The following is a 16,667-nucleotide window of genomic DNA, read 5'->3' as shown; positions in this document are numbered from 1 at the left end:
TACCGCGTCGGCCGTGAGAGCGTTTTCCCTCTTTGAGGGGAGTTGGCTCGGTGTCAGTTGCTCTGGAGCAACGTCGCCCGCCTGGAGCGCCTGTGCGGGCCTCAGTCCCGGCTGAATTCGTAACAGCCCGAAACCGGGTTCCAGAGCACCTGCCGCTGCGCCCGGCCGCGTGAGGCCTCGATCCGGCGGGCGTTGGGTTCGTCGGTGCTCTCGATCCAGGCCAAGGCCTGTTCCCGGGTCCGGCCGAACTGCTCGTGCCGGCGTCTCAGGCGCTCCAGCCGCAGGGCGGCGTCCACGTGCAGGTACCAGACTTCGTCGAGCAGGCCGGCCACGGGTTGCCAGGCCGGGTCGTCGTCCAGCAGCAGGTAGTTGCCTTCGGTGACGATCAGCGGCGTGCTGGCGAACACCGGCAGGGCGCCGGCCACGGGTTCTTCGATCTCGCGCCGGAAGTCGGGCGCGTAGACCACCTCGTGCGGCGCCTGCGCGCGCAGGCGCCGCAGCAAGGACGCGTACCCCGCAGCGTCGAAGGTGTCGGGCGCGCCCTTGCGGCGGGCGCGGCCCAGGCGCTCCAGCTCCACCTGCGCCAGGTGGTAGCCGTCCATGGGAACGGCCTGGGCCCGCTCGCCCAGGTGGTCGGCCAGCAGCGCGGCCAGGGTGGACTTGCCCGAGCCGGGGGCTCCCACGATGCCCAGCAGGCGGCGTGGAGCGCTGGCGAGATCGTCGAGCCGGCGGGTCAGGGCGGGGGCGAGGCGGGTGGTGGGCATGGGATCGCGTGGGTCATGGGGCGGTGGCCTCCGAGGGGAGGGATTGTCCCCCGTCCTGGCGCAGGCTCTGCAGCCGCTCGCGCGCGGTGTTGAGGTGTTCGCGCAGGGTGTACCAGCGGTCCGCATAACGGTCGGGCAGATCGATCAGGGCCACCTGTCTGTCCAGCGCGTCCAGGCGGGCGAGCACTTCGCGGTGGGTCACGGGATCGGTCGGCGGGCTGCGCGACAGGTCTTCTTCCAGGAATTTGAGCTCGCCGTAGAAATACTGCAGCGCCGCGTCCACGCGCCATTCGATGTAGCGGGGCGCACGCAGCAGCAACACCATGGTGAGCAGCCCCAGAGGGACGTAGATGAACAGGATCAGCTCGGCCCACTGGGCGGTGCGGTAGGGCAGCAGCGTCTCCAGCCAGGGGTGTTTGCCGTACCGGCTGCGCAGGGCCACGGGGGACACCGGGAAATCGCTGCCAACGGTACTGGGGTACTGGCCCTGTCCCTCCAGGAAACCGGCCATGGCGTGCAGCTCGCCGGCCACGTTGAGCAGGGCTCGCTGCAGGGCCGGGTGCAGGTCGGGGCGCACCAGCAGATGCGTCAGCGTCACCATGGTCGGGAGGTCCGCCGCCGGCAGGTTGCTGCGCAGCTCGATGGAACCCTGGGGCATGACCACGGCCCGCAGCGTGGGCACCCGGGTGGCCAGGGCGCCGGCCCGTTCGATGGGCAGCAGGTGGACGTTGTCCAGCCGGGCCAACGTGGCCGCGGTGTTCGAGTCGCCCGAGGCCACGTGGACCACGGCGTCCACCCGCCCCTCGGCCAGGGCCGCCACCGCGTCGTCGCCAACGGCGGGCACGAAGCTCACGTCGCCCGGGGCGATCCGCGCATGGGCCAGCAGCCGTTCGGCGGCCATGCGGTTGGAGGCATGGGGGACGGAAGCGGCGATGCGCTGGCCTCTGAGCTGTTCGATCCGGTCGATGCCCTCGCGCGCGAACACCCAGACGATCTCGTGCCCGATCACCGACAGCGCCATCACCTGGGGCGCCGTGGGCGCGTACAGCCCCTGGGCAAACGTGACGTCGATCGAGCTGTCGCCCTCGGCCATGCGCTGCAGCGGGTCCTGTGGACGCGGGTGGGCCACGATGTCCACGGCGATCCCCATGCGCTCGAGCCGCTCGGCATACAGGCGCGCCACACGCAGGTAGCTGCTCTGGGCCGGCCCGGTGCCGATCACCACGCGCTGCGGCGGCGGGGGCCTGGCGAACAGCGTGGCCAGCACCATCAGCAGCACGCTGGCCGCGGTGATCGGCAGGTACAGCAGCCACCAGCGTCGGCGGTAGAGCAGGGGCAGTCTCATCGGCCCCGGTAGCTCCGCAGGCGCCGGCGGACGAAGTCCACATGCTGGAGCAGGGTGTGCCAGCGCTGGGCCAGCTCCTTGGGCAGTGGCATGGTGGCGATGGCCGCCTCCATCTTCCTGAGGCGGGTGTTGATGCGGCTGAGTTCGATCCCGCCGATGTCGACGTTGTGGTGGGCCAGGTCGTGCTCGATGAAGCGCAGTTCACCGTACCAGCGCGTCATCCGGCTTTCGAGCCGCACCCGCAGCAGGGCCGGAATGAACAGGAACAGCAGGCCCGCCACCAGCAGCAGCGGCACGCAGATCACCAGCAGCCGCTGCACCACCTGTGCCCACCAGAAAGGCAGCACGCGTTCAAGCCGGTTCAGACCGCCACCGAGCACCTGCCGGGCCTGGGCCGAGGCGGGAAAGTCGCTGCGGCGCAGGTTGGGGAAATCGCCCGCCCGGTGGAACGGGCCGGCCTGCCCATGCACTTCCATCGCCACGGCGGTCGCCATGCGCTGGAGGGCGGGGTTCAGGTCCTCCCGGGCCAGCAGGTGCGTGGGCGTGGTCAGCAGGGGGGTGTCGGCCGCGGGCAGGTTCTGACCCAGCCCGTCCTGGGGCAACAGGCGGGTTTCAAGAAAGCCGTTGCGCTCGGAGAGTGCCGCCGTGCGTTGCAGCATGGCCAGGTGCACGCCGGGTGTGGCCAGCAGGGCCCGCACCCCGGGCGCCTGGGACGAGGCGACCATGAACACCGCGTCCACGTCGTGGCGGACCAGGGCGTCGCGCGCGGCGGCACCGCTCAGGGGCGACCAGCGGATCTCGTCCAGGCCGATGCGCTGTTGTGAGAGCAGGCGTTGAAACAGCACGCGGTGTCCGCTGCCCTGCGGCCCGGCCGCCACGTGCAGGCCGGCCAGAGCGGCCAGCGAGGTGAGTGCCGGGTCGCGGCTGAACAGCCACAGACCTTCGATGTCCACGCTGGCCAGGGTCTGCACCCCGTCAAAACGATCGGGCTGCCCGGGCTGGGACGACCAGCCGAAACCGCCCTGCACGAAGGCCAGGTCCGCCTGCGCGGGGCTGTGGCGCAGGCGTTCCAGATTCTGTTGTGAGCCGTTTGAGGTTTCGATGGTCAGCGCGATGCCGTGGCGGGCAAAGGCCTGGGCGTAACGGTCGGCGAAGAGCCGGTAGGCGCCATCGGGCTGGCCGCTGCTGATGGTGAGCCGCGCATCGGGCATGGGGTACAGCCAGATCCAGGCCAAGCCGGCCAACGCCGCCGCCACCAGAGCCACCGGCAGGCGGATCATCAACCAGCGATGGCGGTACAGGGTGGCGGAGTTCATGCAGAGTCCATCCGGAACGTCGTCGCACTATAGCCCACGTAACTTTTTGTACAACCCTGTTCGCGCCGCGCCGGAAAAGAAAAAGGGCCGCCTGCTGGCGGCCCCGGAGAGGCGGGTTCGTGTGCGGGCTCACATGCCCGCGTAGTTCGGTCCACCGCCGCCTTCGGGCGTGACCCAGACAATGTTCTGCGTCGGGTCCTTGATGTCGCAGGTCTTGCAGTGCACGCAGTTCTGCGCGTTGATCACCAACTGGTCGGCGCCGTCCTTGTTCACGAACTCGTACACGCCGGCCGGGCAGTAGCGGCTCTCGGGGCCGGCGTATTTCGCGAGGTTGATCGCCACCGGCACCGAGGCGTCCTTCAGTGTCAGGTGCGCCGGCTGCTGCTCTTCGTGGTTGGTGTTGGAGACGAACACACTGGAGAGCCGGTCGAAGGTGATCACGCCATCGGGCTTGGGGTAGCTGATCTGCGGCATCTCGGCGGCCGGGCGCAGCTTGGTGTGGTCCTGGGTGGTGTTGTGCAGCGTCCAGGGTGGCGCGCTCACGCCCACCTTGGGCAGGAACCAGTGTTCGATGCCGGTCATGAGCTTGCCCACCAGCGGGCTCTTCTTGAACCAGTTCTTGAAGTTGCGGTAGGTCCACAGCTCCTCAAACAACCAGCTCTTCTGGAACGCTTCGGGGAAGGCCGTGAGCTCGTCGTTCTGGCGGCCGGCGGCCACGGCCTCGAACGCGGCCTCGGCACACAGCATGCCGCTCTTGATGGCTGCGTGGCTGCCCTTGATGCGCGCGGCGTTCAGGAAGCCGGCGTCGCAGCCCACCAGCGCACCGCCCGGGAACACCGTCTTGGGCAGGGCCTGGGGTGTGCCGTTGTTCAGTGCGCGCGCGCCATAGCCCAGGCGCTTGCCGCCTTCGATGTGGGCCTTGATGCTGGGGTGGGTCTTCCAGCGCTGCATTTCTTCGAACGGGCTCATCCAGGGGTTCTGGTAGTCCAGACCTACCACGAAGCCCAGCGTGACCTTGTTGCCCTCGAGGTGGTACAGGAAACCGCCGCCGAAGGTGTCGTCGTCCATGGGCCAGCCGGCGGTGTGCACCACCAGGCCGGGCTTGGCTTTGTCGGCCGGCACTTCCCACAGTTCCTTTATGCCGATGGCAAAGGTCTGGGCGTCCTTGCCTTCATCCAGCTTGTATTTCGCGATCAGCTGCTTGCCCAGGTGGCCACGTGCGCCCTCGGCGAACACGGTGTACTTCGCGTGCAGCTCCATGCCGATCTGGAAACTGTCCATGGGCTCGCCGTCCTTGCCCACGCCGAGGTTGCCGGTGGCCACACCTTTGACCGAACCATCGTCGTTGTAGAGCACTTCCGCAGCGGCGAAGCCGGGGAAAATTTCCACGCCCAGGGCCTCGGCCTGTTCGCCCAGCCATTTGGTGACCGCGCCCAGGCTGATGATGTAGCAGCCGTGGTTGTCAAAGTTGCGCGGCATCAGCCAGTCGGGCGTGCGGGTGGCGCCGGTTTCACTGAGCACCAGCAGGTCGTCACCGGTGACGGCCTGGTTCAGCGGGGCGCCGCGCTCTTTCCAGTCGGGGAAGAGTTCGGTGATGGCCCGGGGGTCCATGACCGCGCCCGAGAGGATGTGGGCGCCGGGCTCGGAGCCCTTCTCCAGCACGCAGACGTTGCACTCGCTGCCCTTTTCGGCGGCCAGCTGTTTGAGTCGGATGGCGGTGGCCAGACCGGCCGGGCCGCCGCCCACAATGACCACGTCGTATTCCATGGCTTCGCGCGGGCCGAACTGGGCAAGGATTTGTTCTGGGGTCATGAGGGTCTCGCGGATAATGGTTTGTACTTTCGCCGCCACCTGGTGCGGCGTGTGTCGTCGGGCGGACAGCATTCTATGCTGCGGCGCCAGAAAATCGAACGATCGTGCTAATTTGCACCTGCCCGGAGATTATCCCGTGACCTACCAGATCGACCTTTCGGGCCGCGTGGCCCTCATCACCGGCGCTTCCGGTGGCCTGGGCGAGCAGTTCGCCAAAACCCTGGCCAACGCGGGTGCTGCCGTGGTGCTGGCCGGCCGCCGCACCGATCGCCTGATGGCACTGCGCGCGCACATCGAGGCCGAGGGCGGTGACGCCCATGTGGTGGCGCTGGACGTGACCGACATCGCGTCCATCAAGGCGGCCATTGCGCACGCGGAAACCGAAGTCGGCGCCATCGACATCCTGATCAACAACTCGGGCGTGAGCACCACGCAGCGCCTGCAGGATGTGCGCGAGGAAGACTACGACTTCGTCTTCGACACCAACACCAAGGGCGCCTTCTTCGTGGCGCAGGAAGTGGGCAAGCGCATGCTGGCGCGCGCCAACGGCAACGCCCCGGGCACCTGGGTCGGCGGGCGCATCGTCAACATCGCCTCCATGGCCGGCCTGAAGGTGCTGCCGCAGATCGGCGTGTACTGCATGAGCAAGGCTGCCGTGGTGCACATGACCAAGGCGATGGCCATGGAGTGGGGGCGTTTCGGCATCAACGTGAACGCGATCTGCCCGGGCTACATCGACACCGAGATCAACCACCACCACTGGCAGACCGAGCAGGGCCAGAAGCTCATCAACATGCTGCCGCGCAAGCGCGTGGGTCAGCCCGCCGATCTGGACGCGGTGCTGATGATGCTGTGCGCCAACGAGAGCCATTTCATCAACGGCGCGGTGATCGCCGCGGACGACGGCTTCGGGATCTGAGGATGGCCCACCCTCGCGCCGCGCTGAGCGCGTCACCCCCTCAAGGAGGTAACAGCTGCGGCCTGGCGAAACCCGATCAGCGGTGTTCCCGCTGGCGCTTCTTCGCTCGCTGCCGTGCTGATCACTGAGGTGTCGTCGAGTGCCAAGGGCCTGCCGCCCGGCATGGCCACAGGCATCGCGGCCGGGCTGGGGGCGGGGGCGTTCTGGGGCACGACCTTCGTCGCGCCGCTGGTCGCGCCCGGTTTTTCGTCGGTGGACTACACGGCGGGGCGTTTCGTCGCCTGCGGCCTGTTTTCACTGGCCTGGATGCTGTGGCAGACGCTGCGCATGCCTGTGGGGCAGCGTGCCGGCCAGTGGCCCGATCTGGCCCAGGCCGGGGCGGCGCTGTGGCTCAGTGTGCTGGGCTACACGGGGTACTACCTGCTGCTGGTCTACGGCATCGCCGACGCCGGGGCGGCGCTGCCGGCGCTGATCATCGGCACGTTACCAGTCTGGATGATGCTGTTGGGCAAGCCCTCTCACCTGCGCTGGGCGGCGCTGCTGCCCGGTCTGGTGCTCACGGCGGCCGGCATGGTGCTGATGATGGATGCCACGGCGGACGAGGTGAACGCCAGCGGGGCCGGGCACTTCTGGCGCGGGGTGTTGTTGGCCGTGGGCGCCATGCTCAGCTGGTTGGCCTTCGGCATGCTCAATGCCCGCTGGATCCGCCGCCACCCGGGGGTGAAGTCCACCGCCTGGGCCAACTGGCTCGGGCTGGCCGCCGGCCTGGGCGGGCTGGGACTCTGGCTGGGCTGGGGCACCGGTTGGGCGGAGCTGATCGACCGGCCCGGCTTCGGCCGGTTCGTGCTGGTGTGTGCCTTCACCGGCATCGGCTCGGCCTGGATCGCCTCGGTGATGTGGAACATCGCCAGCCGCTGGCTGAGCACCAGCCTGGCCGGCCAGCTGGTGGTGAGCGAAACCGTGTTTGCGCTGATCTACACCTTCGCCTGGAGCGGCGACTGGCCGGCCGCCACGCAACTGCTGGCCTGCGTGCTGTTCGTGGCCGGCATCCTGGCCTCGATCAGAGCGCACAGATGAACCCCCACGCTCCACCGCTTCGCGGGTCGCTGCCCCCCAAAGGGGGCGCGTTTCGCCTTGGGGCGGCCCGGCGGCGAAACCTGAGGAATATCCGATGAAGCTTGAACTGCCTGCCGAGAAACGCCTGGTGCATGAAATCGTGGTGCCCATCCGCTGGGGCGACATGGACGCCATGGGCCACGTCAACAACACGATCTATTTCCGCTACATGGAGATCGCGCGGCTGGACTGGTTCTTTGGCATGGGCCTGCCGGCCGATCCGCAGGGCGAGGGGCCGGTGATCGTCAACGCCTTCTGCAACTTCATCCGGCAGTTCGAGTTCCCCGGCGACGTGCTGGTACGCACCTACGTGGGCACCATGGGCAAGACCTCGTTCGACACCTTCCACGAGATGCTGCGCACCGACGACCCGGCCACGGTGTACGCGAATGGTGGTGCCACCATCGTCTGGGTCGACTTCCCGAAGCAGAAGTCGGTGCCCATGTCCGACCACGCCCGCGCTCTCATCGAAGCGGCAGGTGGGCCGCCCCGCCTCACTTCGACTTAGGAACCCGTCCCATCAGATAGAACTCGGGGTTGGGCATCATCCCGCTGAAGCTGGCCATGCGGTTGGACAGGCCGAAGAAGGCGGTGATGGCGGCGATGTCCCAGGCGTCTTCGTCGCTGAAACCGTGGGCGTGCAGGGCGTCGAAATCGGCGTCCTCGATCTCATGCGAAGCCAGGCAGACCTTCATCGCGAAGTCGAGCATGGCGCGCTGGCGCGGCGTGATATCGGCCTTGCGGTGGTTCACCGCCACCTGATCGGCCACCAGCGGCTTTTTCTCGTGGATGCGCAGGATGGCGCCATGGGCCACGACGCAGTACAGGCAGTGGTTGGCGGCACTGGTTGCGGTGACGATCATTTCGCGGTCGCCCTTGGTGAGGCCGCTCTCTCGGCCCACGGTTTCGGGCGTCATCAAGGCGTCGTGGTAAGCGAAGAAGGCGCGCCATTCGGCCGGGCGGCGCGCCAGCGCCAGGAACACATTGGGCACGAAGCCGGCTTTTTCCTGCACCTCCAGCACCTTGGCTTTGAGGTCCTCGGGGAGGGTGTTGAGGTCGGGCAGGTGGTAGCGGGCATCGCTCATGGTTTGTCTCCGGTCAGTTTCTTGCTTGGTTTGAAAGTTTATCCTTGGCACCCGACATCCACCGAATCCGGAGCACCCCATGCAGGACGAGCAATACCACCGTGGCCTGGCCACCCGCCGCGAGGTCATGGGCGACGCGTTCGTGGACCGCGCGCTGGCCGGCGCCACCCCGTTCACCCAGCCCATCCAGGACCACATCTCGCGAGCCGCCTGGGGCGACGTCTGGCAACGCGACGGCCTGGACCGCAAGACGCGCAGCCTGGTCACCGTGGCCATGCTGACCGCGCTGGGCAAACAGCACGAACTCAAAGGCCATGTGCGTGGCGCGCTGAACAACGGTGCCACCGCGCAGGAGATCCAGGAGGTGTTGCTGCACGCGGCCATCTACTGCGGCATCCCCGCTTCGGTGGAAGCGTTCCGCACCGCGGCCGAGGTGGTGGAGCCGCCCAAAGCCTGACGGCGCCACCCCGAACAGAACCGTTTTTTTCTTCAGGAGTTGAACCCATGACATCGCCCCGCCGTTCCTTCATCGCCCGTGCCGGCCGCCTCGCGCTGGCTTTGTCCGCCGTCGCTGGCTTCGGTCTCGCCCAGGCGCAAAGCCCCACCAGAATCCTCGTCGGCTTCCCCGCCGGTGGCGGCTCCGATGCCGTCGCTCGCATCCTGGCCGAGCGCCTGCAGGTCGAGCTGGCTGCGAACGTGGTGGTGGAGAACAGGGCCGGCGCTGGCGGCCAGCTGGCGGCGCAGGCGCTCAAGGCCGCGCCGGCCGATGGCCACACCGTGTTCCTGAGCCACGACCACAGCGTGTCCATCCTGCCGCTGACCATGAAGAACCCCGGCTTCGACCCCGAAAAGGACTTCGTGCCCGTGGCCGGGTTTGCCACCTTCGTGAACGCCGTGGCGCTGTCGGGCGGCACACCCGCGCGCGACTTCAAGGCCTGGATCGACAGTGTCAAGGGCAGCGGCGGCAAAGCCACCATGGGCATTCCTGCGCCCGCGTCCACGCCGCAGTTCGCCGTGCAGGTGATCGGCAAGCAGTTCGGCCTGGACCTGGTGGCCGCGCCCTACCGCGGCAGCGCTCCCATGATGGGCGACATGCTGGGCAACATCATTCCCGCGGGCGTGGGCTCGGTGCCGGACTTCATCGAGAACCACAAGGCTGGCAAGCTGCGCGTGGTCGCCGTGATGGGTACGCAACGCCAGGCGGCACTGCCCGACGTGCCGACCTTCACCGAGCTCGGCATCAAGGGCTTCGAAGAAGTGCCGTACTACGGCCTCTTTGCGCCGGCTGGCACACCCAAAGCCGCGCTGGACAAGCTCGGTGCGGCACTGCAGAAGGTGATCGCCATGCCCGATGTGAAGGACAAGCTGACCGCCATGGGCCTGACCGTGGGCTTCATGAGCGGCGCCGAACTGGGCAAGCGCGAAGTGGCCTACCGCGAGGTCTGGGCGAAGATCATCAAGGACTCCGGTTACCAGCCTCAGTGAATGGGGATGGCCAGGATGGCGTCCGATGCCGCCTGGCCATGCCCACACGGGGCAGGGCGGCTGCGACCTGAGCCGTGAGCAGGGGAGGCCGGTGCAGCTTCCTGCGTGAAGGAATGCGGGGTTTTGCCGCTTCTGTGGGTCTTCTTGGTAGAAACCCTTCCATTCGCGTGGATACCATGGAGGGTTTTCACAACGTCTCCACAACCATGCTCACAAAAAAAACAAAACGCAGCCTGCTGGCAGCGGGTATTTCGCTGCTCGCCAGCGCCGCCATCCAGGCGGGCGAGGTCGAGGTGCTGCACTTCTGGACCTCGGGCGGCGAGGCCCAGTCGGTCCAGGAACTCAAGGCCATGATGACCGCGCGGGGCCATTCCTGGAAAGACTTCACCGTCGCGGGCGGCGCGGGCGGGAATGCCATGGCGACCCTGAAGCAGCGCGTGCTGGAGGGGCATGCGCCAGCCGCGGCCCTGATCAAGGGGCCGGCCATTCAGGAATGGGCCGAGCTGAACGCGCTGACCAATCTGGACTCGATGGCGTTGTTTGACAAATGGGACGAGTCCTTGCCCAAGGTGGTCGCCGACCAGATGAAGTACAAGGGTCACTACGTGGCTGTGCCGGTCAACGTGCACCGTGTCAACTGGTTGTGGGCCAACTCGGCGGTGCTGAAGAAGGCCGGCGTCGCAGACATGCCCCAGACCTGGGACGCGTTTTTTGTCGCCGCCGACAAGATCCGTGCGGCCGGCTTCGTTCCCTTGGCCCATGGCGGGCAGGACTGGCAGGACTTCACGGTGTTCGAAACCGTGGCCCTGGGGGTCGGCGGACCCGAGTTCTACGACAAGGCGCTGCTCAAACTGGACAAGGCGGCCATCGGCAGCGATGCGATGAAAAAGACGCTGGAGACCTTTCGCCGCCTCAAGACCTATGTCGATGGCAAGTCTCCCGGTCGGGACTGGAACGTCACGACCGACATGGTGATCAAGGGCAAGGCCGGGTTCCAGTTCATGGGGGACTGGGCCAAGGGCGAGTTCCTGGCCGCCAAACAGCAGCCGGGCAAGGACTTCACCTGCACGCCCGCTCCAGGCACCACCAACGCTTACACCTTCAACGTCGACTCTTTTGCCATGTTCCAGCTCAAGAGCTGGGAGGCTCAGAAGGCCCAGGGCTATCTGGCCTATGTGCTGATGGGTAAAGACTTCCAGGAGCGGTTCAACCTGCGCAAGGGCTCCATCCCGGCGCACTTGAACCTGAAGATGAACAAGTTCGACGAATGTGGCAAACGCTCCAACGTTGACTTCGCGGCAACGGCCAAGGCGGGCACCTTGCTGCCTTCGGTGGCGCACGGCATGGCGTTGTCGACGGCGCAGCAAAACGCCATGCGGGCGGCCGTGAGCGAGTTCTGGAACACCGACTCGATGTCTGTCGGTGATGCCATCGGCCGATTGCAGACGCTCAATGCGCCCGTGGCGGCCGTTGTGCCCAAGCCGGTCGAATCCAAGCTGGCCAACGCCGCCAAGAAGCAGTAGCCGATGCGGAACGCGGCGGTTCGCCCGCCGCCCATCAACCCGCCACCAGGCGGTGCACCAGATCCGGTGTGCTGTGCGCCTGGTACTTGCGCATCAGCCGCGCGCGGTAGATCTCTACCGTGCGGTGGCTGATGCCCAGTGCCTTGCCGATCTCCTTGCTGGTCAGGCCATCCATCAGGAAGGCCGCCACTTCGCGTTCGCGCCCGGTCAGTTCGGCCTTGACGGCGCGGCGTGAGCTCAGGTCTTCGAAGCTCCAGATGCCGGCCTCGTGCGGCGCTTCGCGGCGCAGGGCCCGACCGGTGACGTGGCACCAGAAGGTTTCTCCCTTGAGGCGGCCGTCCACGCGTTTCATGATGCGGTCGTCGGCGTAGGTGCCGCTGCGCCCTAGGATCGGCGCGATGCGTGCGCCGGTGCGCTCGTACTCGTCGGCACTGGGGTAGAGCACCTGGAAACTCTGGCCCACCAGCTGTTCGCGCGTGGCGCCAAACATCTCGCACAAGGCCTGGTTGCAGTCCACAATCGTGCGCTGGCGCGAGAGCACCAGCCCGAGTGGCGCCAGATCAAAGGCGAGGCGGTAGTCGATGCCGGAGAGGTCGGTGTTCGGGTTAGTCATTAGGTCAAACTACGTATGCTATTACGTAGTATCGTAGCGCCCATCCCTGTTCAACCACTGGAGCAACCGACGTGAACAAGATTTACCCGAGCGCAGCCGAGGCCCTCAAGGGCGTGGTGGCCGACGGCCAGCTCATCGCCGTGGGCGGTTTTGGCCTCTGTGGCATTCCCGAAGCGCTGATCGACGCGCTGCGCGATTCCGGCGTGAAGAACCTGACCGCCATTTCCAACAACGCCGGCGTGGATGGCTTCGGCCTGGGCAAGCTGCTGGAGACGCGGCAGATCAAGAAGATGATCTCGTCCTACGTGGGCGAAAACAAGGAGTTCGAACGCCAGTACCTGGCCGGTGAACTCGAACTCGAATTCACGCCGCAGGGCACGCTGGCCGAGAAGCTGCGCGCCGGTGGTGCCGGCATTCCCGCCTTCTTCACCAAGACCGGTGTCGGCACCCTGGTGGCCGAGGGCAAGGAACTGCGCGAGTTCGACGGCGAGACCTACGTGATGGAGCGCTCGCTGGTGCCCGAGGTGTCGCTGGTGAAGGCCGATGTGGCCGACATGTCCGGCAACCTGCGCTTCAACATGACGGCGCGCAACTTCAACCCCGCGGCAGCCACCGCCGGCAAGATCTGCATCGTGGAGGTGGAGCGCATCGTGGCCACCGGCGAGATCGCCCCCGACGACGTGCACCTGCCCGGCATCTACGTGCACCGCATCGTGCTCAATGCCAACCCGGAAAAGCGCATCGAGAAGCGCACCACCCGCGATCGCAAGTAAGGAGAACACCATGCCTTGGACCCAAGACCAGATGGCCGCGCGTGCGGCGCAGGAGCTGCAGGACGGCTTTTATGTGAACCTCGGTATCGGCATCCCCACGCTGGTGGCCAACCACGTGCCCGACCATGTGGAGGTGTGGCTGCAGAGCGAGAACGGCATGCTGGGCATCGGCCCGTTCCCCTACGAAGACGAGGTGGACCCGGACCTGATCAATGCCGGCAAGCAGACCGTGACCACTATGAAAGGCTCGGCCATTTTCGGCAGTGACCAGTCGTTCGCCATGATCCGCGGCGGCAAGATCAACCTGTCCATCCTGGGCGCCATGCAGGTGACCGACAAGGGCGATCTGGCCAACTGGATGATTCCCGGCAAGATGGTCAAGGGCATGGGCGGCGCCATGGACCTGGTGGCCGGCGTCAAGCGCGTGATCGTGCTGATGGAGCATGTGGCCAAGAAGAAGGACGGCAGCGAAGACCTGAAGATCCTGCCGCAGTGCACGCTGCCGCTGACGGGCAAGGGTGTGGTCAACCGCATCATCACCGACCTGGCCGTGATGGACGTGACGCCCGAGGGCCTGAAAGTGGTGGAACTGGCGCCCGACGTGACCCGTGAGTTCCTGCAGTCCAAGACCGGCGTCCCCCTGATCTGACGAGACGGCGACCGCGCGCCAACCGGCGCCCGGTTGCCCATCAACCGTCGTCTATACTCGCGCCTCACCCGTCATTGGGGAGTAGCCGCTCTGCACCACGCAGAGGTCCGCGTCAACACACTTGGCCCCCACGGCCATGGCGCCGACAGCTTCAAGCCTGGCAAGACCTTTGACCGCACAGTCTCCGGAAGGGCCGGGGCTGCTGTGCGGTCTTTTGGTTTTCCGGCCCCTGGAGCATTGTTTTGGAAGCCTTCCTCCTTTCCACCGGTATCGTTGCCCTGGCCGAAATGGGCGACAAGACGCAGTTGCTGTCGCTGGTGCTGGCCGCGCGTTTCAAGCGCCCCTGGCCCATCCTCTGGGGCATCCTCGCGGCCACGCTGCTCAACCATGCCCTGGCCGGCGCGGCGGGCGCCTGGGTCATGGCCACCGTGGGTCCGACCGTGATGCGTTGGGTGCTCGGCCTGTCCTTCATCGCCATGGCCGGCTGGATGCTGATCCCCGACAAGCTCGACGATGACGACGCCGTGCCCCGGCGGCAGTTCGGCGTGTTCGCCACCACCACCTGGGCGTTTTTCCTGGCCGAGATGGGCGACAAGACCCAGATCGCCACCGTGGCCTTGGGAGCCCAGTACGCGCCGCTGGTGGCCGTGGTCGCGGGCACCACCCTGGGCATGATGCTGGCCAACGCGCCGGTGGTGTTCTTTGGCGACGCCCTCACGCGGCGCGTGCCCATCAAGGCGGTGCACGTCGTGGCTGCGCTGATCTTTGCGGCGCTGGGTGTGCTCGCGCTGCTTGGGGTGGGGTCTTCGTTCGTGGCCGGGTGAGGGCTCGACCCCCGTCCGATCCCGGCCGGCGCCGTGTGGCGCGGAAATGAAACGAGGCCCGCTGGGGGGCCTCGTTTCGTTGTTCTGGAGCGGGTGAAGGGAATCGAACCCTCGTATGAAGCTTGGGAAGCTGCCGTTCTGCCATTGAACTACACCCGCAAAAACGTGTCGGATGATAACCCACCGATGCTGCATAGGGCGCACGCGTGGCGCATGGCCTCGTATCGGGGGTCTCACACCCCCCGGAAACGGTCATGTGAATGGCCTTCTGACACATCTTTCAAGGAGTTGCATATGCGTTTCCCTGCACAAATGGTCCTCGTTGGCGCGCTCGCTGCGGCACTCGCCGGATGCGGTGCAACGGGGGGCCCGAAAGAAACCGGTGGTACGGTCATTGGCGGCGTGCTCGGTGGCGCCCTGGGGTCGCAGGTGGGCGGAGGGCGGGGGCGCACGGCGGCCACGATCGTGGGTGCCCTGATCGGCGCCAACATCGGTGCCAACGTCGGGCGATCCATGGACGACAACGACCGCCGGCGCACGGCCTACGTCCTGGAAACCTCCCAAACGGGCCAGCCGACCCAGTGGGTCAACCCCGACACGCGCAACCAGTACACCGTGACACCCACGCGCACCTACGAGTCGGCCGGGGCACCCTGCCGCGAATACACCATGCGAGCGGTGGTGGGTGGTCGGCCCGACGACGTGTATGGCCGGGCCTGCCGGCAACCCGATGGCAGCTGGCAGGTGGTGAACTGATGAGCTGATCGGCTCCGGAGCGCGCATCGCAACGAACGCAAGCGCCTCCGTCCAGAAGCGCCAAGGGTCCGGCTCCGCCGGCCCAAGGCGCTGTCCCCCTCCAAGCCGAAGGCGCCAGAGAGGGGGAAGCCGCGTCAGCGGCGCAGGGGGTGGTTCACTTCTGAATGTCGCCCAGGCAGAGGTATTTGATCTCGACGTAGTCGTCCATGCCGTGGTGCGAGCCCTCGCGGCCCAGGCCGGACTGCTTCACGCCGCCGAAGGGCACGTGCTCGGTGGCCAGGATGCCGACGTTGATGCCGACCATGCCGTACTCCAGCGCTTCGGCCACGCGGTAGATGCGGCCGATGTCGCGGCTGTAGAAGTAGCTGGCCAGGCCGAACTCGGTGTTGTTGGCGGCGTCGACGGCTTCCTGCTCGGTCTTGAACTTGAACACCGGCGCAAACGGGCCGAAAGTTTCTTCCTTGGCACACAGCATGTCGGCGGTGGCGTCGGCCACCACGGTGGGCTCGAAGAACTGACCGCTCAGGCGGTTGCCACCCACGAGCACCCGCCCGCCCTTGGCTTTGGCGTCGTCCACGTGGCGCTGCACCTTCTCCAGCGCGGCCTCCTCGATCAGCGGGCCCTGGTTCACGCCGTCTTCAAAGCCATTGCCGACCTTGGCCGTCTTCACCTTGGCGGCGAACTTGGCGACGAACTCGTCGTACACACCTTCCTGCACATAGAGACGGTTGGAGCAGACACAGGTCTGGCCGGCATTGCGGTACTTGCTGGCGAAAGCGCCTTCCACGGCCGAGTCGATGTCGGCGTCGTTGAACACGATGAAGGGCGCGTTGCCCCCCAGTTCCAGTGACATCTTTTTCACCGTCGGCGCGCTCTGCGCCATCAGGATGCGGCCCACTTCGGTGGAGCCGGTGAAGCTGATGTGGCGCACCACGTCGCTGGCGCAGATGACCTTGCCCACGGCGATGGAGTTGGACGCATCGGCGGTGATCATGTTGAGCACACCGGCCGGGATGCCGGCGCGGATGGCCAGCTCGGCCGCGGCCAGCGCGGTCAGCGGCGTGAGTTCGGCGGGCTTGATGATGACGGGGCAGCCGGCGGCCAGCGCGGGCGCGACCTTGCGCGTGATCATGGCGAGCGGGAAGTTCCAGGGCGTGATGGCCGCGCAGACGCCGATGGGCTGCTTGAGCACCATCAGGCGGCGGTTGTTGTCGAACTGCGGCAGGGTCTCGCCGTTGACGCGCTTGGCCTCTTCGGCGAACCACTCGACGAAGCTGGCGCCGTAGGTCACTTCACCCTTGGCTTCGGCCAGCGGCTTGCCCTGTTCGGCGGTCATGATGCGGCCCAGGTCGTCCTGGTTGGCCATCAGCAGGTCGTACCACTTGCGCAGGATGATGCTGCGCTCCTTGGCGGTCTTGCCCTTCCAGCCGGCCCAGGCCGCGTTGGCGGCGGCAATCGCTTTTTCGGCATCGGCCGGGCCGAGGTTGGCCACGTCGGCGAGCTTCTGGCCGGTGGCCGGGTCGAGCACGTCAAAGCGGCTGCTGCCTTTGACCCATTCGCCGTTGATCAGCGCGTCGGTCTTCAGCAGGGTCGGGTCCTTCAGCAGGGCCAGGGGGGAGGTCTTCATGTCCATGGGGTGTCTCCAGAAATTGAAACGATAAACGAAATATTTAACTTATTAAATGAT

At 66.7% G+C, this 16,667-nt stretch carries 17 protein-coding genes, 1 tRNA gene and 1 riboswitch; of the genes, 10 read left to right on the top strand and 8 right to left on the bottom strand.

Annotated features, from left to right (window positions below; all coding sequences use genetic code 11):
• Nucleotides 1-101: 101 nt before the first annotated feature.
• The 4 genes from HTA01S_RS02240 to HTA01S_RS02225 all read right to left on the bottom strand — a co-directional run bounded on the left by HTA01S_RS02240 (nucleotide 102) and on the right by HTA01S_RS02225 (nucleotide 5,237).
• On the bottom strand, nucleotides 102-764 hold the full coding sequence (locus tag HTA01S_RS02240; RefSeq protein ID WP_068166918.1) for a nucleoside/nucleotide kinase family protein: 663 nt from the start codon (nucleotides 762-764) through the stop codon (nucleotides 102-104).
• Between the two features lie 13 nt (nucleotides 765-777).
• The gene (locus HTA01S_RS02235; RefSeq protein WP_068166917.1) at nucleotides 778-2,109 is read right to left on the bottom strand and encodes an ABC transporter substrate-binding protein; all 1,332 of its coding nucleotides are present in this window, start codon (nucleotides 2,107-2,109) and stop codon (nucleotides 778-780) included.
• Complete coding sequence (locus HTA01S_RS02230; RefSeq protein WP_068166916.1) at nucleotides 2,106-3,425, bottom strand: TAXI family TRAP transporter solute-binding subunit; 1,320 nt, start codon at nucleotides 3,423-3,425, stop codon at nucleotides 2,106-2,108. The genes HTA01S_RS02235 and HTA01S_RS02230 overlap by 4 nt, the downstream gene beginning before the upstream one ends.
• 129 nt (nucleotides 3,426-3,554) lie before the next feature.
• Entirely contained in the window at nucleotides 3,555-5,237 is a 1,683-nt protein-coding gene (locus tag HTA01S_RS02225; protein WP_068166915.1) for an electron transfer flavoprotein-ubiquinone oxidoreductase, read from the bottom strand.
• A gap of 136 nt (nucleotides 5,238-5,373) precedes the next feature.
• On the opposite strand from HTA01S_RS02225, the gene HTA01S_RS02220 reads away from it, so the two are divergent.
• From HTA01S_RS02220 to HTA01S_RS02210, 3 genes are all read left to right on the top strand, one after another.
• Nucleotides 5,374-6,156: an SDR family oxidoreductase gene (locus tag HTA01S_RS02220; protein ID WP_068166914.1), complete on the top strand. Its 783-nt coding sequence runs from the start codon at nucleotides 5,374-5,376 to the stop codon at nucleotides 6,154-6,156.
• 114 nt (nucleotides 6,157-6,270) lie between these two features.
• Complete coding sequence (locus HTA01S_RS02215) at nucleotides 6,271-7,233, top strand: DMT family transporter (protein WP_322788358.1); 963 nt, start codon at nucleotides 6,271-6,273, stop codon at nucleotides 7,231-7,233.
• 94 nt (nucleotides 7,234-7,327) lie between these two features.
• Nucleotides 7,328-7,780 carry an acyl-CoA thioesterase gene (locus HTA01S_RS02210; protein WP_068166913.1) on the top strand — a complete coding sequence of 151 codons (453 nt, stop codon included), beginning with the start codon at nucleotides 7,328-7,330 and terminating at the stop codon, nucleotides 7,778-7,780.
• Here the strand turns inward: HTA01S_RS02210 and HTA01S_RS02205 are convergent.
• Nucleotides 7,767-8,357: a peroxidase-related enzyme gene (locus tag HTA01S_RS02205; RefSeq protein ID WP_068166912.1), complete on the bottom strand. Its 591-nt coding sequence runs from the start codon at nucleotides 8,355-8,357 to the stop codon at nucleotides 7,767-7,769. The genes HTA01S_RS02210 and HTA01S_RS02205 overlap by 14 nt on opposite strands.
• 79 nt (nucleotides 8,358-8,436) lie before the next feature.
• Here HTA01S_RS02205 and pcaC point away from each other — a divergent pair, with 79 nt between their 5' ends.
• From pcaC to HTA01S_RS02190, 3 genes are all read left to right on the top strand, one after another.
• A complete protein-coding gene (gene pcaC / locus HTA01S_RS02200; RefSeq protein ID WP_068166911.1) occupies nucleotides 8,437-8,814 on the top strand; it encodes a 4-carboxymuconolactone decarboxylase in 378 nt (125 codons plus the stop codon).
• Between the two features lie 47 nt (nucleotides 8,815-8,861).
• On the top strand, nucleotides 8,862-9,842 hold the full coding sequence (locus HTA01S_RS02195; protein ID WP_068166910.1) for a Bug family tripartite tricarboxylate transporter substrate binding protein: 981 nt from the start codon (nucleotides 8,862-8,864) through the stop codon (nucleotides 9,840-9,842).
• A gap of 206 nt (nucleotides 9,843-10,048) precedes the next feature.
• Nucleotides 10,049-11,365, top strand: coding sequence for an ABC transporter substrate-binding protein (locus HTA01S_RS02190; protein WP_245637967.1), 1,317 nt, complete (start codon nucleotides 10,049-10,051; stop codon nucleotides 11,363-11,365).
• Between the two features lie 34 nt (nucleotides 11,366-11,399).
• On the opposite strand, the gene HTA01S_RS02185 is transcribed toward HTA01S_RS02190, so the two are convergent.
• Entirely contained in the window at nucleotides 11,400-11,978 is a 579-nt protein-coding gene (locus HTA01S_RS02185; protein ID WP_068166909.1) for a LuxR C-terminal-related transcriptional regulator, read from the bottom strand.
• A gap of 71 nt (nucleotides 11,979-12,049) precedes the next feature.
• Between HTA01S_RS02185 and HTA01S_RS02180 the strand changes: the two genes are divergently transcribed.
• The 3 genes from HTA01S_RS02180 (at nucleotide 12,050) to HTA01S_RS02170 (ending at nucleotide 14,224) form a co-directional block, all read left to right on the top strand.
• Nucleotides 12,050-12,751 (top strand): CoA transferase subunit A, encoded by a 702-nt coding sequence (locus HTA01S_RS02180; protein ID WP_068166908.1) that lies wholly within the window; start codon nucleotides 12,050-12,052, stop codon nucleotides 12,749-12,751.
• Between the two features lie 10 nt (nucleotides 12,752-12,761).
• On the top strand, nucleotides 12,762-13,400 hold the full coding sequence (locus HTA01S_RS02175) for a CoA transferase subunit B (protein ID WP_068166907.1): 639 nt from the start codon (nucleotides 12,762-12,764) through the stop codon (nucleotides 13,398-13,400).
• A 64-nt stretch (nucleotides 13,401-13,464) separates the two neighbouring features.
• Nucleotides 13,465-13,636: riboswitch (yybP-ykoY riboswitch) on the top strand.
• Between the two features lie 6 nt (nucleotides 13,637-13,642).
• Nucleotides 13,643-14,224, top strand: a complete 582-nt coding sequence (locus HTA01S_RS02170) for a TMEM165/GDT1 family protein (RefSeq protein WP_068166906.1) — start codon at nucleotides 13,643-13,645, stop codon at nucleotides 14,222-14,224.
• Between the two features lie 85 nt (nucleotides 14,225-14,309).
• Here HTA01S_RS02170 and HTA01S_RS02165 read toward each other — a convergent pair.
• Nucleotides 14,310-14,383 (bottom strand) — tRNA-Gly (locus tag HTA01S_RS02165).
• A gap of 135 nt (nucleotides 14,384-14,518) precedes the next feature.
• Here HTA01S_RS02165 and HTA01S_RS02160 point away from each other — a divergent pair.
• Complete coding sequence (locus tag HTA01S_RS02160) at nucleotides 14,519-14,980, top strand: RT0821/Lpp0805 family surface protein (protein WP_068166905.1); 462 nt, start codon at nucleotides 14,519-14,521, stop codon at nucleotides 14,978-14,980.
• Nucleotides 14,981-15,134: 154 nt separating this feature from the next.
• Here the strand turns inward: HTA01S_RS02160 and HTA01S_RS02155 are convergent, their stop codons facing one another.
• Nucleotides 15,135-16,613 (bottom strand): NAD-dependent succinate-semialdehyde dehydrogenase, encoded by a 1,479-nt coding sequence (locus tag HTA01S_RS02155; RefSeq protein WP_068166904.1) that lies wholly within the window; start codon nucleotides 16,611-16,613, stop codon nucleotides 15,135-15,137.
• Nucleotides 16,614-16,667 lie beyond the last annotated feature (54 nt).

The sequence above is a fragment of the Hydrogenophaga taeniospiralis CCUG 15921 genome (genome assembly GCF_001592305.1).
Taxonomy (GTDB): domain Bacteria; phylum Pseudomonadota; class Gammaproteobacteria; order Burkholderiales; family Burkholderiaceae_C; genus Hydrogenophaga; species Hydrogenophaga taeniospiralis.
The sequence above is the reverse complement of the archived record's forward strand: the minus strand, read 5'-3'. Positions and strand labels throughout refer to the sequence as shown.